Genomic DNA, 18,206 nt, shown 5'->3' on the forward strand with positions numbered 1-18,206 from the left:
GCCACGCGTCCCACTATATGGTACGGCCGTCCCAGAATGTGGCGCGGGTCGCTCACGGCAGGACCGACACCCCGATCGGCCCCGGGTTGAAGGCGACCTCCCAGCGGAAGCCGTCGGGGTCGGCGAAGTAGCCCGAGTAGCCGCCCCACGCCCGCTCCTGGGCCTGCGCCACCAGCGACGCACCGGCCGCCCGCGCCTGCTCCAGCACCCGGTCGACCTCGGCCCGGGTCGTCACGTTGTGCGCCAGCGTGATCGGGGGCACCACTCCGGTGGCGACCCGGGTCCCGGTCTCGGCCTCGAACGCGGTGCTGTCCCACAGCGAGAGGACGACCTTGCCGGCCACCCGGAACATCACCACCTCCCCCGGCACGTCGAGGTCGGCCTCCCAGCCCAGCCCGTCGGCGTGGAAGCGCCGGCTCGCCGAGACGTCGGCCACGGCGAGGGTGACGAAGCTCAGGCGCTGGTCCACGCCCGCCACTCTGCCAGACTCGGCGGATGCCGCTGCCCAAGCTCCGCAACGCCCTGAGACTCCTCGGAACCGGCGCGCCACGCCTGTGGCGGGCGGCCCGCGCCGCGGGGGCCGGCCGGGCCGACGCCCTGGACGTGGTGCTCGCCGCACTGGTGGCACTCCTGCTGTCCACCCGGAGCGGAGGCTGGCGACAGCAGAACGCGGTGCGCCACTTCAGCTGGCAGGCCTACCTGGCTGCCCGTCACGGCGAGCCGCTGGCCCGCGCGGTGGGCGACGCCCAGGAGCACGGGTCGGCCGACCTCGCGGACTCCGGGGTCGACGAGGCCAACAACCGGGCCGGACGCGCCTACGGCCTGTCCCGGGCCCAGGAGCTCACGGGCGGCCGGCTGACCACCCTGCGCACCCTGGTGGGGGTGGCCGCGCGGAAGTGGCGGGCGCGCGAGCTCCTCGCCCAGCCGCTGCCCGACGGGACGGACCCGCGCGACCGGCGGCGCTGAGCCCGGTCACGGTCGGCTCAGGCCAGCTCCTGGGTGATCTCCCGCTGCTCCCCCGCCACCGTGACGCGGGCCAGCGCCCCGTTGACCAGTGGCAGGTAGGGCGGCACGTGCCCGCACTCCACGTCGAGCACGATCGGCAGGTCGAGCCCTCCGAGGGCGTCGAGGACGGCGTCGCGCTGGGTGAAGTCGCCGGAGGCCGGCGCCCCGGTCCGGCCCACCAGGATCGCGTTGGCGTGGTCGAACCAGCCCGCGAGGCGCAGCCCGTGCAGGTTTCGGCAGATCTCCAGCGCCGGGTCGTCGGAGGCCTCGACGTAGACGACCAGCCCTTCGTCGGCGTGCTCGCGGGCGAAGGCCGCCACGTCGCCGTACGGCGTCCCGGCCAGGTTGGCCACGGTCTCGATGCAGCCCCCGACCAGGCGCCCGGTGACGTCGAGCCCACCTCCCCCCACGACCTCCCAGGTCCCGCGGCCGTCGAGCCGGTACGCCGTGGGCGTGGGGTCGTTCTCCCAGTCGTCGAAGCCGGTGGTCCGGTAGACCCCGGACGCCCGCTGGGTCACCGGGCCGGTGGCCGAGGCCAGCGCGGCCCAGTGCGCGAGCCCGGCCGGCGGCTCGTAGGGGGTGTCCATCAGGTTCGACCCGTGCAGGGTCGCCCAGCCGAGGCGAGTGGTGAGCGGCACCAGGAGCGTGGAGATGTCGCTGAAGCCGACCACCCAGGTCGGCTCGGCGTCGGCGAGCGCGACCCAGTCGAGCCGGTCGACGAGGTCGATCGCGGTCTCGCCGCCCCACGGCGGCACGATCGCCCGGATCGCCGGGTCGAGGAGCATCCGGTTGAGCTCGTCGGCTCGCTTCTCCACCCGGGCGCTCACGTGGCCCGCGTCCCCGTCCAGGCACTCGCCCACCTCGACCTCGTAGCCACGGTCGCGGAGCCAGCCGAGCGCGACGTCCAGGCGCGGGCGCAACGGGGTGGGCACGCCGCTGGAGGGGCTGGTGACGCCGATGCGGTCACCGGGGCGGAGCGGGGCGGGGAAGCGGATCATCGCCCCATCCAAGCGGTCCGCACCGCGACGCCGCAAACGGGTTCAGCCCAGCAGGGAGCGCACCTCGGCGATCCCCCGGTGGACCTCCTCGAAGCTGGTGGAGAGCGGGGAGAGCCCGATCCGCAGCCCGTCGGGGTCGCGGTAGTCGGGGAGCACGTCCTGTTGCCACAGCCGTGCGGTGACCTCGCGCATGGCGGGGTGCAGCAGCGTGACGTGCCCGCCGCGCTGTCCGGGGTCGCGGGGCGAGCCCAGCCGGACGCCGAGCGGGGCCAGCCACGCCTCGGCCAGCGCCACGGCGTACTCGGTCAGGGCCACCGACTTGCGCCGGACCGCCTCGATCCCGGTCTCCTCGAGCAGGTCGACCATGTCCTGGACCGCCAGCATCCCGAGGATGGGCGGGGTGCCGGAGACGAAGCCGCGGATCCCCTCGGCCGGGCGGTAGCCCGGTCCCATCGCGAACGGGTCGGCGTGACCCATCCACCCCTGGATCGGCTGGCGGAGCGCGCCGTGGTGGCGAGCGGCGACGTAGCCGAAGGCCGGCGACCCCGGCCCCCCGTCGAGGTACTTGTAGGTGCACCCCACGGCGAGGTCCACCTGCCAGGCGTCGAGCTCCACCGGCACCGCCCCCGCCGAGTGGCAGAGGTCGACGAGCACCAGGGCGCCGACGGCGTGGACCAGGCGCGTCAGCTGCTCGACGTCGGCCAGGTGCGCGGAGCGGTAGGCCACGTGACTGAGGACCACCGTGTTGGTCCGCTCCCCCAACGCCGCCCCGAGCAGCTCGGCGGTGACCCCCGCGGAGGGGTCCACCTCGACCCAGCGCACGGTGCAGCCGCGTTCGGCGGCGATCCCCTCGGCGACGTAGCGGTCGGTGGGGAAGTTGTCGCTGTCCACCACGATCTCGGTGCGGGCCGGGTCGCGGCGCAGCTGGGCGTCCACGGCGGCGCGGAGCAGCTTGTAGAGCCAGACGGTCGTGGAGTCGCCCACCGCGACCTGCCCCGGCGCCGCACCGAGCACGACCCTGCCGAGGCGGTCCCCCAGGTCGGTGGGGAGCGCCAGCCAGCCCTCGTCCCAGCCCCGGATGAGGCGGCCACCCCACTCCTCGCGGACGAAGGCGGCCAGCCGGTCGGCGGTCGCCTCCAGGGGTCGCCCGAGGGAGTTGCCGTCGAAGTAGACCAGCGGGGACCCGGCCCCCACGAAGCGGGACCGGAGCGCGGCGAGGGGGTCGGCGGCGTCCCGCGGGCGCGGGTCGAGGTCGGGCACGGCGGGGCTCCTGGGGACGGGCGTCAGAGCGACTCGGTCTCCGAGGAGGGTACGGCGAGCGCTCCCGGCAGCCGGGTGAGCAGGTCGTCCTCCGGGGAGCCGGGGAGGAAGGTGACCAGGTCGCGCCCGAGGGGGCCGGGCCACCCGTCGGTCAGGGCGGCGAGCAGCGCCGCGTCGTCGAGGCCGACCTCGCGCAGCAGCGCCACCTCGCGCAGGTTGAGGCCGACCGGTTGGGGGCCGTTGCCGAGGTCGGTGCCGTAGAGGACCCGGCCACCGGCGGCGTGGAAGGCCGCCAGGTTGGCGCACGCGGTGCGCTGCTCCGGCGTCGACGTCCCCCGCCCGTGGATGTCGAGGGTGCTGATCCAGGTCATGTCGGCGGCCACGCACTCCTCGACCACGGCGCGGTCCAGCAGCTCGGTCCACGGGGTGTGGGCCAGCACGTCGATCCCGGCCGCCAGGGCCAGCTCGACCATCCCGGGCCCTTCGACGTGGGCGACCACCGGTGTCTGGCCCGCGGCCGCCACCACGGCCTCGCAGGTGGCCAGGTCGAGCACCGGCCCGGCCAGCCGGTTGAGCGTCACCTTGACCACGCTCGCGCCGAGCGCCCGCTGCTCCGCGACGGCTGCCTCCGCCTCCCGGGGGTGCGACAGGGCGCGGACGCTGCCCCGGGGCGCCCAGGGCCGGTCGCTGGGGTAGCCGTCGGGCGCGGTGAGGAACTGGCCCGCGTGGTGCACGCGCACCGGACAGGCCTCGGCCAGGGCGACGATCTCCGGGGACCAGCCCAGGTCGACCACGGCACCGATCGCCCCGGGCTCGAGGTCGGTCGGCTCCAGCAGCCCGAGGTGCACGTGGTGGTCGCGCAGGACGGGGTGGACCGTCCCGCTCAGGTCGGTGCCGCGCAGTCGCGCCGTGCTCATCCGGGCACCGTACTCCTACTGGAAGCTGACGAACCGGACCTCGGGACGGATCCGGCGGACGGCGCGCGCCTTCATCCGCGGCACGTCCTCGTCGTAGAAGAGCTTGAACCCCATCTGGAACTGCTTGGGCCGGGCCACCGCGCGGTAGGTCGCCAGCTTCTGCGCCGGGGTGCCGAACCCGTCGATGTGCTGCACCAGGGCCAGGTTGGCGCGGTCCCGGACCTTCTTGATCCGCGAGACCATCGAGTCGCGGAACTGGTGGAGCATGAAGACCTTCTGCGGGAGCCCGCGCTCGGCCGCGAGGGCGTCGAGCCAGGCGGAGACCTCGTTGACCTCCTTGGCGCGGACCGAGCCGATGACCTGGCCCGGCACCTGCCCGGGCTCCATCCGCCACTCGGGGTCGAGCGCGAGACCGACCCAGGGGTGCTCGAGCGCCCACTGCCACCGCTTCGCCACCGTGAGGAAGTCGGCCTGCCCCGGCTGGATGTCGAGCACCAGCAGCGCCTTGTTCCGCTCGGCGGCGTCGATGTAGGTCTGCACCCGTTCCCGGGGGATGTCGTGGTTGTAGTCCCCGTCGGAGCCGGGGACCGCGTCGGCGACCGTCGCGATCAGCTCGTAGACGGGCTGCACCCGCTCGCCCTTGAGCTTGAACGGGCGGGCGGCGCGCACCAGGCGCCGGTGCGCGGTGTCGGGCTCGGTCTCCCCCAGCACGCCGAGGACGCCGGTGCCGGCCGTGCCGTAGTAGGCGACCAGGAAGCGGTTGCGCGAGAAGATCTTCCTGCCGCCGCCGGGCAGCGATGACACGGCCCGCCCGGCCGGCTCGTCCGCGGCGGGGGTGGCCGCCTGGGCCTGGGCCTGGGCCCGTGACTGGGACTGGGCCTGGGCCCGTGACTGGGCCTGGGCCTGTGACTGGACGCGGCTCGAGGCCACGGCGACCGGAGCGGCCGGTCCCGAGGCGGCCGAGAGCCCGGCCGGCAGCAGCGCGAACAGGCCTCCCGCCAACGTGAGCGCGAGCACGGACCCCGTCGTACGTCTCCCCCAGATCATGGGGCGAACATAGCGGCTCATGGGGCGAACGTAGCGGGGTCTCCGACCAGGAGGTGGGACAGACAGCGACGACGCCTCGCGCTCTGGCACCTTGGCGGGTGCGGGGGCGCTGTCCAGCTCCGCACCCATGCCCACGGTGCGGTCGCCGGCCGGGGGCCACACCAGAACTCGGAGACCTCCAGGTGAAGAAGATCGTCCGGCTCGCGGCCCTGACCGCCGCCTCCGCGCTGCTCAGCACGCTCGTCAACCCCGCCGCCCCGGCCTCCGCGGCCGTCGACCCGGTCGCGACCATCACCGGCGACCAGATCGCGGTGATGCCCAAGGGCCAGTGCGTGGACTACCAGATCCCCTACACGGTCACGGTGCCCGCGACCAACAAGTCGTGGTCACTGGGCATCACGGCCACCGACCCCCAGGGCGGCCGAGGCGCCTACAAGCTGATCGACAGCGTCCTCGGCGACCCGCTCACCGGCACCGCCACCTTCCAGTTCTGCGACATCGGGATCCCGACCGGGCGCTACACCGTCACCGCCGAGGTGCGCGCCGTCGACACCGACGGCAGCATCAGCGGGTACCTCCCCGTGACCGGCTTCGGCTTCGACCTCGTCCAGGAGGTCACCACCCGGGCCACGATCAAGGTGAAGAAGGCCAAGAAGGGCAAGTCCGCCGTCACCACCGCGGTCTCGGCCAGCGCCGGTGGCGAGTGGAGCCCGGTGAGCGGCGGCAAGGTGACCCTCCAGCGCCAGGCCGGCAAGAAGTGGAAGAACCTCAAGTCGGCGACCACCGGCGCGGACGGCACCGCAACCTTCAAGCTGAAGGCCAAGCGTGGCTCGAAGGTCAGGGTGGCGTTCGCCGGCGGCGGTGTCTTCTCGTTCGGTGCCGGGCTGCCGATCCCCGGTGCCACCTCGAGGGCCGCCAAGCTCCGCTGACCCCGGGCACAGCCCCCTACGGCGCGGGGTCGTCGTCGAAGGCAGGCAGACCGTCGATGCTGACGGTGTTCTTGCCTCGCCGGTAGGCGACGACCCCCTCCGCCCCGCGGCGGTCCATGTTCGGGGTGAGGAGGTCCCGCTCCTCGTCCAGGCTCATCAGCGGCAGTGCGTAGCCGCAGGAGTCGCTGACCCGCTCGACGTCCACCACGATCACCGCCCGCGCGTGCGGGTTCGGGTCGAAACGCGCCGCCCACGCCGCGAAGTCGTCGTCGTAGGAGCTGACGACCCGGCCCCGGCCGTGCAGCCGGACCACGTTGGGTGCCCGCTCGAACGAGCAGAACATCAGGGTGATCCGTCCGTTCTGGCGGACGTGGGCGATGGTCTCCGCGCCGCTCGCGGTCAGGTCCAGGTAGGCGACGGTGTGCTCGTCGACGACCGCGAACGTGCCGGCCAGGCCCTTCGGCGAGACGTTGACGTGCCCGGCGTCCCCCGAGGGAGCGGTGGCCACGAAGAAGACCGGCTGGGCCTCGACGAACGCCCGCAGGCGCCCGTCGATCCCGGGGTAGACCTTGCCCACGCCGGTCGCCTCCTCAGCTGGTGACCGCGCCGTGCGCGGCCGACTGCACGACCTTGGCGTACTTGCCGAGCACGCCGCGGGTGTACTTCGGGGGGTTGGGCTCCCAGCCGACCTTGCGGGCCTCGAGGTCGTCGATCTCCACCTCGAGCAGCGCGTTGGCGACGTCGAGGGTGATCGGGTCGCCGTCGCGGACGAAGGCGATCGGGCCGCCGTCCGCCGCCTCGGGGGCGATGTGGCCGACGCAGAGACCGGTCGTGCCGCCGGAGAAGCGGCCGTCGGTGATGAGCAGGACGTCCTTGCCCAGCCCGGCGCCCTTGATCGCTCCGGTGATGGCCAGCATCTCCCGCATGCCGGGGCCGCCCTTGGGTCCCTCGTAGCGGATCACCACCACGTCGCGCGGCTGGATCCGGCCCTCGGCCAGCGCGTCGAGCGCGGCCCGCTCGCCGTCGAAGACCCGGGCCGTGCCGGTGAAGGTGGTGTCGTCGAAGCCCGCGCTCTTGACCACCGCACCCTCGGGAGCCAGCGAGCCCTTGAGGACCGTGATGCCGCCGGTGGCGTGCATCGGCTTCTCGAAGGCGCGCAGCACCTCGCCGTCCAGCCCCTGGGGCGCCAGCGCCTCCAGGTTCTCGGCCATCGTGCGGCCGGTGACGGTCAGGGTGTCGCCGTGCATCAGGCCGGCGTCGAGCAGCGCCTTCATCACGACCGGGATGCCGCCGATCTTGTCGACGTCGGTCATCACGAACCGGCCGAACGGCTTGAGGTCGCCGATGTGGGGCACCTTGGAGCCGATCCGGTTGAAGTCGTCGAGGGTCAGGTCGACGTCGGCCTCGCGGGCGATCGCCAGCAGGTGGAGCACCGCGTTGGTCGAGCCGCCCAGCGCCATCACGACCGCGATGGCGTTCTCGAAGGCGGGCTTGGTCATGATCTGGCGCGCGGTGATGCCGTGGCGCAGCATCTCCACCACGGCCTGGCCGGACCGGTGGGCGAAGCCGTCACGCCGTCGGTCGACGGCCGGCGGCGCCGCGCTGCCGGGCAGGCTCATCCCCAGGGCCTCGGCGACGCTCGCCATCGTGTTGGCGGTGTACATGCCGCCGCAGGCCCCTTCGCCGGGACAGATGGCCCGCTCGATCCGGTCGACCTCGTCGCGGGTGATCTTGCCCGCCAGGCAGGCGCCGACGGCCTCGAAGGCGTCGATGATGGTCACGTCCTCACCGTCGACCTGTCCGGGCATCGTGGAGCCCGCGTAGAGGAAGACGCTGGCGAGGTCGAGCCGCGCGGCGGCCATCAGCATGCCCGGCAGCGACTTGTCGCAACCGGCCAACAGCACCGACCCGTCGAGCCGCTCGGCCATCATCACGGTCTCCACCGAGTCGGCGATGACCTCGCGGCTGACCAGCGAGAAGTGCATCCCCTCGTGGCCCATCGAGATGCCGTCGGAGACGGAGATGGTGCCGAACTCCAGCGGGAAGCCACCCGCGGCGTGCACGCCGTTCTTGACCGCCTTGGCCAGCCGGTCGAGGGAGAGGTTGCAGGGGGTGATCTCGTTCCAGCTGCTCGCCACCCCGATCTGCGGCTTGGCGAAGTCGTCGTCGCCCATGCCCACCGCGCGCAGCATGCCGCGGGCCGCGGCCCGCTCCAGACCGTCGGTGACGTCCCGCGAGCGGGGCTTGATGTCGGGCTGCTGGCTCTGGTCGGACGCGGTCATGAGGCAAGGCTACGACTCGCCGCCACCGGTCCCCCCGGCAGTCTCAGCCGGACGCACCGCCTCACTCACCGCCCGTCCCGCGCCCGGTACGGCGGCGCAACTAGGGTGGCTGCATGGCGAAGAAGTCCTGGGCCGACCTGAGCCCGTCGCAGCAGGCCGTCGTGACCGTCGTGGGCGCAGCCGAGGTGGCCCTGACCCTGTGGGCGTTGAAGGACCTGAAGGGACGCCCGGGTGCCGAGCTCCGCGGCCCGAAGGCCCTGTGGTTCCCCGCCCTGCTCGTGCAGCCGGTCGGCCCGCTCGCCTACCTGACCCTCGCGCGACGCGCGCGAGGCTGAGGCCTCAGGGCGCCGGCAGCACCGCGGCGCGGACCACCAGCACGTCGGGCAGGTCCTTGTGGACCTCCGCCCACGTCCGGCCCTCGTCCGCCGAGGCCCAGACGGCACCGTTGCGCCCACCGAAGTAGAGGCCCACCGGGTCCAGGGTGTCGGCGCACATCGCGTCGCGCATCACCGCGGCGAAGTAGGCGTCCGGCAGGGTGCCCTCCCCCAGCTGCTGCCAGGTGGCCCCGCCGTCGTCGGTCCGGCAGACCCGCGCCTTGCCGTCCACCGGCCAGCGGGCGCCGGCGTCCGCGATCGGGAACGTGAAGGCCGTCGACGGCTTCCTGGGGTGGGTGACCATCGCGAAGCCGAACTCCGAGGGCAGCCCGGGGGCGATGTCCTGCCAGCTGTCCCCGCCGTCGTCGGACCGGTAGACGCCACCGTGGTTCTGCAGGAAGAGGCGGTCGGGGTCGACCGGGTCGCGGGCCACCTTGTGCACGCACTGGCCGAACTCGGGGTAGAACCGCTCCCCCGGCATGAACTCGGCCTTGATGCCCTTGTTGACCGGCTGCCAGGTCGCGCCGCCGTCCGAGGTCCGGTAGGCGCCGCCGGTGGAGAGGGCGGCCAGCACCGAGGCCGGGTCCGTCGGGTGTGGGAGGATCGTGTGGAACGCCTGCCCGCCGAAGCCCTCGTCCCACTCGGGCCGGTGCGGGTGGTCCCAGAGCCCGCGCACGAGCTCGAAGTGCTCGCCGCCGTCCTCGGAGCGGAAGACCGCTCCCGGCTCGGTGCCGGCCCACACCACGCCGTCCTCGACCCCGGGCACCAGCTGCCAGACCCGGGCGAGGGCGGCGCCGGTCTCCTCGGGGAAGCGGATGGCTCCGTTGGGTGTCTCCTGCCAGGTCTCCCCGAGGTCGTCGCTCCACCGCACCTGGGGCCCGAACCAGCTCGAGGAGCAGCCCGCCAGCACCCTGGGCACCTCGCCCCGGGCGTCGAGCATCACCGAGTAGACCTCCTCCATCTGGAAGTGCGGCCCCGTCCACGCCCACGTGCGGCGCTCCTCGTCCGAGCTGCCGATCCACAGTCCCTTCCGCGTGCCCACCAGCAGCAGCGTCCTGGTCCCCGTCATGTCCTCTCCCTCCTCGTGCGTGCCGGCAGTCTGCCGTCAGTCCTGGGTGCGGCGCCGGAAGGCGCGCAGCGAGAGCGGCGCCAGGACGGCCGTCAGCGCCAGCGTCCACAGCAGCGTCGCCAGCACCGGGTGCTGCAGGGGCAGCGCCGCCTCGGCGGGCGCCGGTCCGGTGTTGCCCCACAGCTCGCGCACCGCCTGCACCAGCGACGAGATCGGGTTCCACTCCGCGATCGTCCGCAGGAAGTCGCCCATGGGCTCGGTCGGCGCGAAGGCGTTGGAGAGGAAGGTGATCGGGAAGATCGTGGTGAACATGACCCCGTTGACCGCCTCCACGGAGCGCATCGCCGAGCCGACCAGGATGCCGAGCCAGATCATCGCGAACCCCCACAGCAGCAGCAGGGCGTAGGCCAGGACGGCGTCGAGGAACGAGCCGCGGATCCGCCAGCCCACGATCAGCCCGGTCAGCGACATCACCGCGATGCCGATGCCGGAGTGGATGAGGCTGGAGAAGCTGCGCCCCACCAGCACCGCCGAGGGGTGGATCGGCAGCGACCGCATCCGGTCGACGATGCCCTTGTCGATGTCGGCGGTCAGGCCGACGGCGACGATGAACGAGGCGAACGCGATGGTCTGCGCCATGATCCCGCCGAGCAGCCACTCGCGGTAGCCGGACGCCGCGCCCTGCACCGCGATCGCCCCGCCGAAGACGTAGGCGAAGAGCAGGACGAACATCACCGGCTGCACGGTGACGTCCATCAGCATCTCGGGCATGCGCTTGATGTGGATCAGGTTGCGGCGCGTGATCGCCAGCGACTGCTGGAGCAGGTTGGTCTGCCGGATGCGCGGGCGCTCCAGCGCGCCGCTCGAGGACCGGACCGTCTCGGTGGTCATGCGGGTGCCCCTTCCAGGTGGGAGGCGCCGTCGGCGTCCTCGTCGTCCTGCTCCTCGGCCCGTCTGCCGGTCAGGTGGAGGAAGACGTCGTCCAGGCTGGGACGCTGCAGCCCCAGGTCGTCGAGCTCGATGCCGCTGCTGGCGAAGACCTCCGCCACCGCGGTGATGTCGCCCAGCCCCTGGGCGGGGGCGGTGAGGCGGCGGGCGGGCTCGTCCACGTGCACCTCGCTGACCACCCGCCGCATCAGCTCCGCCGCCCGGGCGAGGTCCGCCGAGCCCGAGACGGTGACCACCAGGGCCGCCTTGCCCGAGGCGTCCTTGAGCTGCAGCGGCGTGCCCTCCGCGATGATCCCGCCGCGGTCGACGACCACGATGTTGTCGGCCAGCTGGTCGGCCTCCTCCAGGTACTGCGTGGTGAGCAGCAGCGTCGTGCCGTCGCGCACCAGCTCGCGGAGCACGTCCCACAGCTCGACCCGGCTCCGCGGGTCCAGCCCGGTGGTCGGCTCGTCGAGGAAGAGCACCGGAGGCGTCGCGACCAGGCTCACCGCCAGGTCGAGGCGGCGGCGCATGCCGCCGGAGTAGGTCTTCACCACCCGGTTGCCCGCCTCCGACAGGGAGAACCGCTCAAGCAGGTCGTCGGAGATGCGCCTGACGGTCCGGCGGTCCAGGCCGTAGAGCTGGCCCACCAGCCGCAGGTTCTCCCGCCCGGTCAGCAGCTCGTCGACGGTCGCCGACTGCCCGGTCAGCCCCATCGAGCGACGGACCGCCGCCGGGTCGCCCACCACGTCGTGGCCGGCCACCCGGGCGGTGCCGCTGGTCGGCCTCGTCAGGGTCGTCATCATCCGGACCGTGGTCGTCTTGCCCGCCCCGTTGGGGCCCAGGAGCCCCAGGACGCTTCCGGTCGGGACGGAGAAGCTCACGCCGTCCACGGCCACCGTCTCCCCGAAGTGCTTGACCAGGTCGATCGCCTCGATCGCCTTCTCGCTCACGTTCCGCCCCTCGCCTCGAATTATTCCAATTAGGAAGAGTACGCTCACCTCATGCCTCCAGCGCAAGACCTTTTCCCGGTGACTTCCTATGCGCTGCTCGGGCTGCTGAGCTTCGGGGACGAGCTGACCGGCTACGAGCTCAAGCAGCGCGCCGACAGCACCATGCGCTTCTACTGGACCTCCCCGGCGATGAGCCAGGTCTACTCCGAGCTGGCCCGGCTCAGCGAGGCCGGACTCGTCCGCAAGTCCGGCGAGGGACGCGGCTCCACCTACGCCGTCACCGACGAGGGGCGCCGGGCGATGGAGCGGTGGATGCGCGAGGCGCCGGTGGGGATGCCCGTCTTCAAGCACCCCCAGGCGCTGCGGCTGATGATCGGGCACCTCACCGAGCCGGCGACCCTGGTGACGATGCTGGAGGAGTACGTCGTCGCGGTGCAGGAGGCCCGGGCCGATCTCCAGGACGTGCGGCGCTCGCTGGTGGGCCACGACGAGGTGGGCGAGGTCTTCCACAACCCGGCACTCGTGGCCGAGTGGGGGCTCTCGCACTTCGAGAGCGAGCTGGCGATCGCCCGTCGCACCCTCGACCGGCTGCGGCGCGAGAACGGTCTCGCGGGTCCCGCCCCGTCGCCGGACGAGGCGGCGTGCCGGGGCGACGTGCTGGAGCTGCCCTCGGGCGAGCAGGGCCGGCGTTGAGGCGGGCGGTCTGGCTGGTGCTGGGCGGGATCGCCTCGGTGCAGCTCGGCGCCGCGGTGGCCAAGGAGCTCTTCGACCGGGTGGACCCCACCGCGCTGGTGTGGCTGCGCCTGGCGAGCAGCGCCGTGATGCTGCTGCTGATCGCGCGGCCCCGGCTCCGCGGGCGCACCCGGCAGGACTGGCAGGTGGTGGCCGGCTTCGCGCTCACCCTGGCGCTGATGAACTGGGCGTTCTACCAGTCCTTCGCGCGGCTGCCCCTCGGCGTGGCGGTGACCATCGAGCTGATCGGGCCGCTGAGCGTCGCGCTGCTGGGATCGCGTCGCGTCCGCGACCTGGCCTGGGTGGCGCTGGCCGCCCTCGGCGTGGTGGCCCTGGGGTGGGAGCGCGCCGACCTGGACCCGCTCGGGGTCGGCTTCGCGCTGCTGGCCGGCGCCTGCTGGGCGACCTACATCCTGCTCAGCGCCCAGACCGGCCGCCGCTGGCAGGGGCTCGACGGCCTCTCGGTGGCCAGCGCCGGGGCGGCCCTGCTGCTGAGCCCCTTCGCGCTGGCGGTCGACCTGTCCGGCCTGCTCGACCCGCGGATCGTCGCGCTGGGCGCCCTCATCGGCCTGCTCAGCTCGGTGATCCCCTACAGCCTCGAGATGGTCGCCCTGCGCACGATGCGCCCCTCGGTTTTCGGGATCCTGATGAGCGTGGAGCCCGCCGCCGCCGCCCTGGCCGCGCTGCTCGTCCTGGGCGAGCGGCTGACCCCGCTGCAGTGGCTCGCCATCGTCTGCGTGGTGGCCGCCAGCGCCGGGGCGACCCGGTCGGCCCAGCGCGTGCCGGAGGTCGAGCCCGGGCTGGTGCAGCCCTAGCCGCGCTGAACCCGGAGGTCGGCCGAGCGGCTGGGCGCAGGCGTCGTCGACCACCGGTCAGTAGGCTGGCGTCCTTTCCCCAGGCCCTGGAGGACGCATGCAGCGCAGCACCCCGGTCACCGGGCGGGCGGCCGGCCTCGTCGCCCTGCTGGTCCTGGCCGCCACGGCCGGGTGCGGCAGCGACGGGTCCGACCCGTCGTCCGAGCGGTCGTCGAGCCCCTCGCCCACCAGGTCGACGGAGCCGTCCTCCCCCGCGACCACCGAGCCCGCCCCGTCGCCGTCGGGCGGGGACACCGCGGGACCGGCGCGACCCGAGGTCGCCGGCACCATCGCCACCGGGCTGGAGGTGCCCTGGGGGCTGGCCTTCCTGCCCGACGGCTCGGCCGTCGTCACCGAGCGCGACAGCGCCCGGGTGCTCCACCTGACCGAGGGCGACGACGGGTGGCGCACCCGCGAGCTGGGCCGGCTGCAGGACGCCGCGCCCGGCGCCGAGGGCGGCCTGCTGGGCGTCGCCGCCTCCCCCGACTTCGCGCAGGACCGGGCCCTCTACTTCTACCTCACCGCCGCCGAGGACAACCGGGTCGTGCGCGCCGAGCTGGACGGCGAGCGGCTCGGCGCCGCACGCCCCGTGCTCACCGGCATCCCCCGGGCCGCGATCCACGACGGCGGGCGGCTGCTCTTCGGACCCGACGGCTACCTCTACGTCTCCACCGGCGAGATCGGGCAGCCCGAGCTCGCCCAGGACCGGTCCTCGCTGGCCGGCAAGATCCTGCGGATCACCCCCGAGGGGGACCCGGCGCCGGGCAACCCCGACCCGGAGTCGCCGGTCTGGTCGTGGGGCCACCGCAACGTCCAGGGGCTCGCCTTCGACGACGAGGACCGCCTGTGGGCCAGCGAGTTCGGGGAGAGCACCTGGGACGAGCTGAACCTCATCGAGGCCGGCGGCAACTACGGGTGGCCGCGGGTCGAGGGCCGCGCGCAGGACAATCCCGGCGCCTCCGCGAAGGGCCTGACCGACCCGCGTGCGGTGTGGTCGACCGACGAGGCCTCCCCCTCCGGCCTCGCCTTCGCCGACGGCTCGCTGTGGCTCGGGGCCCTGAGGGGTGCCCGGCTCTGGCAGATCCCCGTCACCCCGGACGGCGTCGCGAAGCCGCGCGCGCACTTCGTCGGGGAGTACGGCCGGGTGCGGTCGGTGGCCGCCGACCCGGACGGCAGCCTCTGGATGACCACCTCGAACCGCGACGGCCGCGGTGAGCCGGCGGCCGACGACGACCGCATCCTGCGGGTCACGCTGTCGCGCTGACCCGCACCACCACCGCGCGCCGGGCGACCCGCCGCAGGGTCGTCAGGACGGACGGGCCGAGGACCACCAGGGCCACCGCGTTGGTGATCGCCCGCCCGGTGTCCCAGCCGCCGGTCGACGTCACCAGGGTGTAGAGGCCGAACCGCTTCAGGTTCTCCGTCAGCGGCGCGCCGGTCGCGTAGGAGAGCTCGGTCGCCTCGTAGCCCGGCACCGTGACGCCGAGCATGAAGGGCCAGCCCCACAGGTTCATCAACGCGCCGTAGAGGTAGGCGGCCAGGACCCCGTAGACGACCAGGAGCGCGATCTCCTTCCGCCCGCGCACCCGACGCGGCAGCAGCCCGGCGCCCATCCCGACCCACCCCGCGACGAGCATCTGGAAGGGCAGCCAGGGGCCGACGCCGGCGGTGAAGAGGGCGGAGACGAAGAGCGAGGTCGCGCCGAGGATGAACCCGAAGGCGGGCCCGAAGACCCGGCCGCCCAGGATCAGCAGGAAGAAGACCAGCTCCAGCCCGGCCACCCCGGCACCCAGCCCGCGGATCACCCCGTTGATCGCCGACAGCAGGCCCAGCACCGCGAGCACCCGGGCGTCCATGCCGCCCTCCGTCATCTCGGCGAGCACCATGACCAGCAGCAGCGGCAGGAGTGCCAGGAAGAGGAAGGGCGGGTCCACCCGCGTGCCGTCCGGCACGTCGAGCAGGAAGGGCCAGCCGAGCATCATCAGCCCGAGCGCCGAGACCAGCACCAGCACCATCGCACTGCGGGGTCCGACGCGTACCGCGGTCGTGGGGGCCTCGGCGAGGTTCCCGGCTCCCCGGGTCGTCATGACGCCCCTGCCGCGGCCAGCGCCGCGGTCACCTGGTCGACGCGCAGCCACGGGGAGCCCAGGATCTTGTGCACCTGGGGCGCGAACGACGGCGACTCGACCACCACCTGCAGGGTCGGGCCCTCGGAGACCACCTCCCCCTCGGCCAGCACCACGACGGAGTCGGCCACCCCCGCCACGAACTCCACGTCGTGGGTGGCCACCAGGACGGCGTGGCCCTCGTCGCACAGCTCGCGCAGCAGCGAGGCCAGCGCGCGCTTGCCCGGGTAGTCGAGCCCCCGGGTCGGCTCGTCGAGGAGGAGCACCGGAGGCCGCGCCGCGAGCACCACCGCGACCGCCAGGGCGAGTCGCTGTCCCTCGGAGAGGTCACGGGGATGGGTCGCGTCGTCGATCCCCGGCGCGAGCCGGTCCAGGATGGCGCGGCAGCGGCCGGGCTCCCCCGCGTCGGCGTCCGCGTCGGCGCACTCCTCGCCCACCGACTCGAGGTAGAGCAGGTCGGCCGCGGTCTGCGGCACCATCCCGGTGTGGCGGCGACGCTCGGCGCCCGACAGCGTGTGGGGGTCCTGACCGGCCACCCGGACCTCTCCCGAGCTCCGCCGCAGCCGTCCCTGGAGCGTCCACAGCAGGGTGGACTTGCCGGCTCCGTTGCGTCCCATCAGCGCGGTCACGCGCCCGCGAGCCAGCCGCAGGTCGACGCCGCGGAGCACGGCGTCGCCGCCCTGGGTGACCACGACACCGCGGGCGCTCAGCACCGGCGCCGTCTCCGGCGCGCTGCTCGCCTCGGCCGGCGGGTGCCCGGCGACCCTGGCTCGCAGGCCGCCCGCCCGGCGGCGGGCGTCCCGCACGTTGAGGGGCAGCGGCGACCAGCCGGCCGCGCGGCCGAGCTCGACCAGGGGCGGGGCGACCGGCGAGTGTGCCATCACCACGTCGGGGACGTCGACGAGGACGGTGCCGTCGCCGTGCAGGAGCACCACCCGGTCGGCGAACGGCACCACGCGCTCGAGCCGGTGCTCGGCGACCACGACGGAGAGCCCGAGGTCGTGCACCAGGCGCGTCACGATCGCCAGGACCTCCTCGGCCGCGTTGGGGTCCAGCGCCGAGGTCGGCTCGTCCAGGACCAGCAGGCGCGGATGCATGGTCAGCACCGAGCCGATGGCCACCCGCTGCTGCTCCCCGCCCGAGAGGGTCCGCAGGTCGCGGTGGCGCAGCTCGGCGATGCCGAGCAGGTCGAGGGTCTCCTCGACCCGACGGCGCATCGTGGCCGTCGGCAGCCCGAGCTGCTCCATCCCGTAGGCCAGCTCCTCCTCGACGGTGTCGGTGACGAACCAGGCCGCCGGGTTCTGCCCGACGTAGCCGATGTCCGCCGCCCGCTCCCGGGCCGGCTGCTCGACGATGCTGGTGCCGTCGAGGAGCACGTCGCCGCGCAGGATCCCTCCGGTGTGCTCCGGCACCAGCCCGGCGAGCACGCCCAGCAGCGTGGACTTCCCGACACCGGTCGACCCGGCCAGCAGCACCAGCTCGCCCTCCTCGACGGTGAGGTCGATGCCGGCCAGCACCTCGCGGCCGGGGTAGGCGAACCGGATGTCGCGCAGCTCGATCATCGGGCTGCCTCCTGTCCGGAGAACGCCGGGACACGCGTGGCGCTCTCCCTGGCGGGGAGCGCCCGGCGGGTGGCGACGGTGGGCGCCGGGGGCGCGACCAGCACCGGCAGCAGCGCCGCCAGGGGGACCAGCAGGGCGGCCAGGTCGAGGGCCGGCGCACCGGCGACACCGGGGTGGGCGATCCCGGGTGAGACGCGCGCGACCCACCAGAGCCCCGCGCCGGCGGTGAGCCCGCTGACGGCGACCAGGACCTCCTCGGGCTGCCACCTGTCGGGGCGGTAGCGGGTCCGGCCCACCCGGCGCCCGGCGCTGGCCAGCGCCAGCGCGGCGCAGCCCGCACCGAGCGCCAGCATCGGCACGCCGAGCCAGCGCGGTGTCGTGGTGTCCAGGAAGCCGTAGACCCCCACGCCAGTGCCCAGCAGCGCGAGGAGCATCAGCGCCCCGGTGAGCCGGCGCTCGCCCGCGGTGGCCTCCCCGGTGCGGCCGTAGCCACGGGCGTCCATCCCGGCGGCCAGCGCCATCGAGCGCTCGAAGGCGTCCTCGAGGACCGGGACCAGGAGGCGGCGCAGCCCGCGGATCCGACGCGCTCGACCCCGCGGCGTGCCGCCCCGCAGCTCCTGGGCGTGCTTCACCCGGCGCGCACTGTCCGCCAGCTGAGGCAGGACGGAGACCGCCACCACGAGTGCCGTGCCGATCTCGTAGAGGGCCGGGGGCAGGGACTTCAGCAGCCGCTTGGGGTTGGCGAGCGCGTTGGCGGCGCCGAACGCGAGCAGGATGCACGCCAGCTGCATCCCGTCGTAGAGGCCTGCCAGGACGGCCTCCCGGGTCACCGGTCCGAGCAGCCGGATCCCGGTGGTCCACTCCGGCAGCTCCACCTGCGGCAGGCGGACCAGGACGGTGCCGCCCTCGACGCCGCCGAGCAGCACCCGGAAGAGGACCCGCACCGCGACGGTGATGCCGGCCAGCCACAGGTAGAGCCGGAAGGCACGGGCCCAGGTGCCGTCCCCCCGGCAGGCCTGCACCACCACCCAGGCGACCGCGGCGAGCAGGGCCAGCAGCCAAGGGTTGGTGGTGGCCGAGGCTGCTGCGGCCAGGCCGGCGGCCCACACCCACCAGGCCACCGGATGGAGCTCACGGGAGACCCGCCCCCGCCTGCTCGTCCGATCCACCA

The 18,206-nt window shown here is 73.9% G+C and carries 19 protein-coding genes; 6 read left to right on the forward strand and 13 right to left on the reverse strand.

Features of this window, described 5'->3' with window-relative positions:
- Positions 1-52: 52 nt before the first annotated feature.
- Positions 53-469, reverse strand: coding sequence for a VOC family protein (locus tag AC4BGE_RS01730; protein ID WP_490574159.1), 417 nt, complete (start codon positions 467-469; stop codon positions 53-55).
- A 26-nt stretch (positions 470-495) separates the two neighbouring features.
- Between AC4BGE_RS01730 and AC4BGE_RS01735 the strand changes: the two genes are divergently transcribed.
- Positions 496-966 (forward strand): hypothetical protein, encoded by a 471-nt coding sequence (locus AC4BGE_RS01735; protein ID WP_490569802.1) that lies wholly within the window; start codon positions 496-498, stop codon positions 964-966.
- 17 nt (positions 967-983) lie between these two features.
- On the opposite strand, the gene AC4BGE_RS01740 is transcribed toward AC4BGE_RS01735, so the two are convergent.
- The 4 genes from AC4BGE_RS01740 to AC4BGE_RS01755 are packed head-to-tail and all read right to left on the reverse strand — an operon-like array spanning position 984 to position 5,248.
- A complete protein-coding gene (locus AC4BGE_RS01740) occupies positions 984-2,003 on the reverse strand; it encodes a S66 family peptidase (protein WP_490574160.1) in 1,020 nt (339 codons plus the stop codon).
- 42 nt (positions 2,004-2,045) lie between these two features.
- Positions 2,046-3,263 (reverse strand): kynureninase, encoded by a 1,218-nt coding sequence (locus AC4BGE_RS01745; RefSeq protein ID WP_490574161.1) that lies wholly within the window; start codon positions 3,261-3,263, stop codon positions 2,046-2,048.
- A gap of 23 nt (positions 3,264-3,286) precedes the next feature.
- Positions 3,287-4,180 carry an amidohydrolase family protein gene (locus AC4BGE_RS01750; RefSeq protein ID WP_490574162.1) on the reverse strand — a complete coding sequence of 298 codons (894 nt, stop codon included), beginning with the start codon at positions 4,178-4,180 and terminating at the stop codon, positions 3,287-3,289.
- Positions 4,181-4,195: 15 nt separating this feature from the next.
- Positions 4,196-5,248 (reverse strand): hypothetical protein, encoded by a 1,053-nt coding sequence (locus AC4BGE_RS01755; protein WP_490574163.1) that lies wholly within the window; start codon positions 5,246-5,248, stop codon positions 4,196-4,198.
- Between the two features lie 161 nt (positions 5,249-5,409).
- On the opposite strand from AC4BGE_RS01755, the gene AC4BGE_RS01760 reads away from it, so the two are divergent.
- Positions 5,410-6,156 (forward strand): hypothetical protein, encoded by a 747-nt coding sequence (locus tag AC4BGE_RS01760; RefSeq protein WP_490574164.1) that lies wholly within the window; start codon positions 5,410-5,412, stop codon positions 6,154-6,156.
- Positions 6,157-6,172: 16 nt separating this feature from the next.
- Here AC4BGE_RS01760 and AC4BGE_RS01765 read toward each other — a convergent pair whose 3' ends face one another.
- Positions 6,173-6,733: a pyridoxamine 5'-phosphate oxidase family protein gene (locus tag AC4BGE_RS01765; protein WP_490569796.1), complete on the reverse strand. Its 561-nt coding sequence runs from the start codon at positions 6,731-6,733 to the stop codon at positions 6,173-6,175.
- 13 nt (positions 6,734-6,746) lie between these two features.
- Positions 6,747-8,438, reverse strand: a complete 1,692-nt coding sequence (gene ilvD, locus AC4BGE_RS01770; RefSeq protein WP_490569795.1) for a dihydroxy-acid dehydratase — start codon at positions 8,436-8,438, stop codon at positions 6,747-6,749.
- 113 nt (positions 8,439-8,551) lie between these two features.
- On the opposite strand from ilvD, the gene AC4BGE_RS01775 reads away from it, so the two are divergent.
- Positions 8,552-8,773, forward strand: a complete 222-nt coding sequence (locus AC4BGE_RS01775) for a hypothetical protein (protein WP_490569794.1) — start codon at positions 8,552-8,554, stop codon at positions 8,771-8,773.
- A gap of 4 nt (positions 8,774-8,777) precedes the next feature.
- Here AC4BGE_RS01775 and AC4BGE_RS01780 read toward each other — a convergent pair whose 3' ends face one another.
- The 3 genes from AC4BGE_RS01780 to AC4BGE_RS01790 are packed head-to-tail and all read right to left on the reverse strand — an operon-like array spanning position 8,778 to position 11,761.
- Positions 8,778-9,881, reverse strand: coding sequence for a WD40/YVTN/BNR-like repeat-containing protein (locus AC4BGE_RS01780; RefSeq protein ID WP_490574165.1), 1,104 nt, complete (start codon positions 9,879-9,881; stop codon positions 8,778-8,780).
- A gap of 36 nt (positions 9,882-9,917) precedes the next feature.
- The gene (locus AC4BGE_RS01785; RefSeq protein WP_490569792.1) at positions 9,918-10,772 is read right to left on the reverse strand and encodes an ABC transporter permease; all 855 of its coding nucleotides are present in this window, start codon (positions 10,770-10,772) and stop codon (positions 9,918-9,920) included.
- On the reverse strand, positions 10,769-11,761 hold the full coding sequence (locus tag AC4BGE_RS01790) for an ATP-binding cassette domain-containing protein (protein WP_490569791.1): 993 nt from the start codon (positions 11,759-11,761) through the stop codon (positions 10,769-10,771). The genes AC4BGE_RS01785 and AC4BGE_RS01790 overlap by 4 nt, the downstream gene beginning before the upstream one ends.
- 78 nt (positions 11,762-11,839) lie before the next feature.
- Between AC4BGE_RS01790 and AC4BGE_RS01795 the strand changes: the two genes are divergently transcribed.
- From AC4BGE_RS01795 to AC4BGE_RS01805, 3 genes are all read left to right on the forward strand, one after another.
- Complete coding sequence (locus tag AC4BGE_RS01795) at positions 11,840-12,454, forward strand: PadR family transcriptional regulator (protein WP_490569790.1); 615 nt, start codon at positions 11,840-11,842, stop codon at positions 12,452-12,454.
- Complete coding sequence (locus AC4BGE_RS01800; protein WP_490569789.1) at positions 12,451-13,308, forward strand: EamA family transporter; 858 nt, start codon at positions 12,451-12,453, stop codon at positions 13,306-13,308. Before AC4BGE_RS01795 ends, AC4BGE_RS01800 begins: the two co-directional genes overlap by 4 nt.
- A gap of 97 nt (positions 13,309-13,405) precedes the next feature.
- Positions 13,406-14,611, forward strand: coding sequence for a PQQ-dependent sugar dehydrogenase (locus tag AC4BGE_RS01805; protein WP_490574166.1), 1,206 nt, complete (start codon positions 13,406-13,408; stop codon positions 14,609-14,611).
- On the opposite strand, the gene AC4BGE_RS01810 is transcribed toward AC4BGE_RS01805, so the two are convergent.
- Genes AC4BGE_RS01810 through AC4BGE_RS01820 form a run of 3 tightly spaced genes read right to left on the reverse strand, consistent with a single transcriptional unit; the run spans position 14,595 to position 18,204 of the window.
- Complete coding sequence (locus tag AC4BGE_RS01810) at positions 14,595-15,434, reverse strand: ECF transporter S component (protein WP_490569787.1); 840 nt, start codon at positions 15,432-15,434, stop codon at positions 14,595-14,597. The genes AC4BGE_RS01805 and AC4BGE_RS01810 overlap by 17 nt on opposite strands.
- Entirely contained in the window at positions 15,431-17,035 is a 1,605-nt protein-coding gene (locus tag AC4BGE_RS01815; RefSeq protein WP_490574167.1) for an ABC transporter ATP-binding protein, read from the reverse strand. The genes AC4BGE_RS01810 and AC4BGE_RS01815 overlap by 4 nt, the downstream gene beginning before the upstream one ends.
- Positions 17,032-18,204, reverse strand: coding sequence for an energy-coupling factor transporter transmembrane component T (locus tag AC4BGE_RS01820; protein ID WP_490569785.1), 1,173 nt, complete (start codon positions 18,202-18,204; stop codon positions 17,032-17,034). The genes AC4BGE_RS01815 and AC4BGE_RS01820 overlap by 4 nt, the downstream gene beginning before the upstream one ends.
- Between the last annotated feature and the right edge of the window lie 2 nt (positions 18,205-18,206).

It is taken from the genome of Nocardioides sp. Z50_6 (genome assembly GCF_058215755.1).

What these genes read in the sequence shown, in the direction of transcription:
- AC4BGE_RS01735 (WP_490569802.1), top strand. Translation starts at nt 496, where the DNA reads ATGCCGCTGCCCAAGCTCCGCAACGCCCTGAGACTCCTCGGAACCGGC.
- AC4BGE_RS01740 (WP_490574160.1), bottom strand. Translation starts at nt 2,003, where the DNA reads ATGATCCGCTTCCCCGCCCCGCTCCGCCCCGGTGACCGCATCGGCGTC.
- AC4BGE_RS01750 (WP_490574162.1), bottom strand. Translation starts at nt 4,180, where the DNA reads ATGAGCACGGCGCGACTGCGCGGCACCGACCTGAGCGGGACGGTCCAC.
- AC4BGE_RS01755 (WP_490574163.1), bottom strand. Translation starts at nt 5,248, where the DNA reads ATGAGCCGCTATGTTCGCCCCATGATCTGGGGGAGACGTACGACGGGG.
- ilvD (WP_490569795.1), bottom strand. Translation starts at nt 8,438, where the DNA reads ATGACCGCGTCCGACCAGAGCCAGCAGCCCGACATCAAGCCCCGCTCG.
- AC4BGE_RS01775 (WP_490569794.1), top strand. Translation starts at nt 8,552, where the DNA reads ATGGCGAAGAAGTCCTGGGCCGACCTGAGCCCGTCGCAGCAGGCCGTC.
- AC4BGE_RS01780 (WP_490574165.1), bottom strand. Translation starts at nt 9,881, where the DNA reads ATGACGGGGACCAGGACGCTGCTGCTGGTGGGCACGCGGAAGGGACTG.
- AC4BGE_RS01785 (WP_490569792.1), bottom strand. Translation starts at nt 10,772, where the DNA reads ATGACCACCGAGACGGTCCGGTCCTCGAGCGGCGCGCTGGAGCGCCCG.
- AC4BGE_RS01805 (WP_490574166.1), top strand. Translation starts at nt 13,406, where the DNA reads ATGCAGCGCAGCACCCCGGTCACCGGGCGGGCGGCCGGCCTCGTCGCC.
- AC4BGE_RS01810 (WP_490569787.1), bottom strand. Translation starts at nt 15,434, where the DNA reads ATGACGACCCGGGGAGCCGGGAACCTCGCCGAGGCCCCCACGACCGCG.
- AC4BGE_RS01815 (WP_490574167.1), bottom strand. Translation starts at nt 17,035, where the DNA reads ATGATCGAGCTGCGCGACATCCGGTTCGCCTACCCCGGCCGCGAGGTG.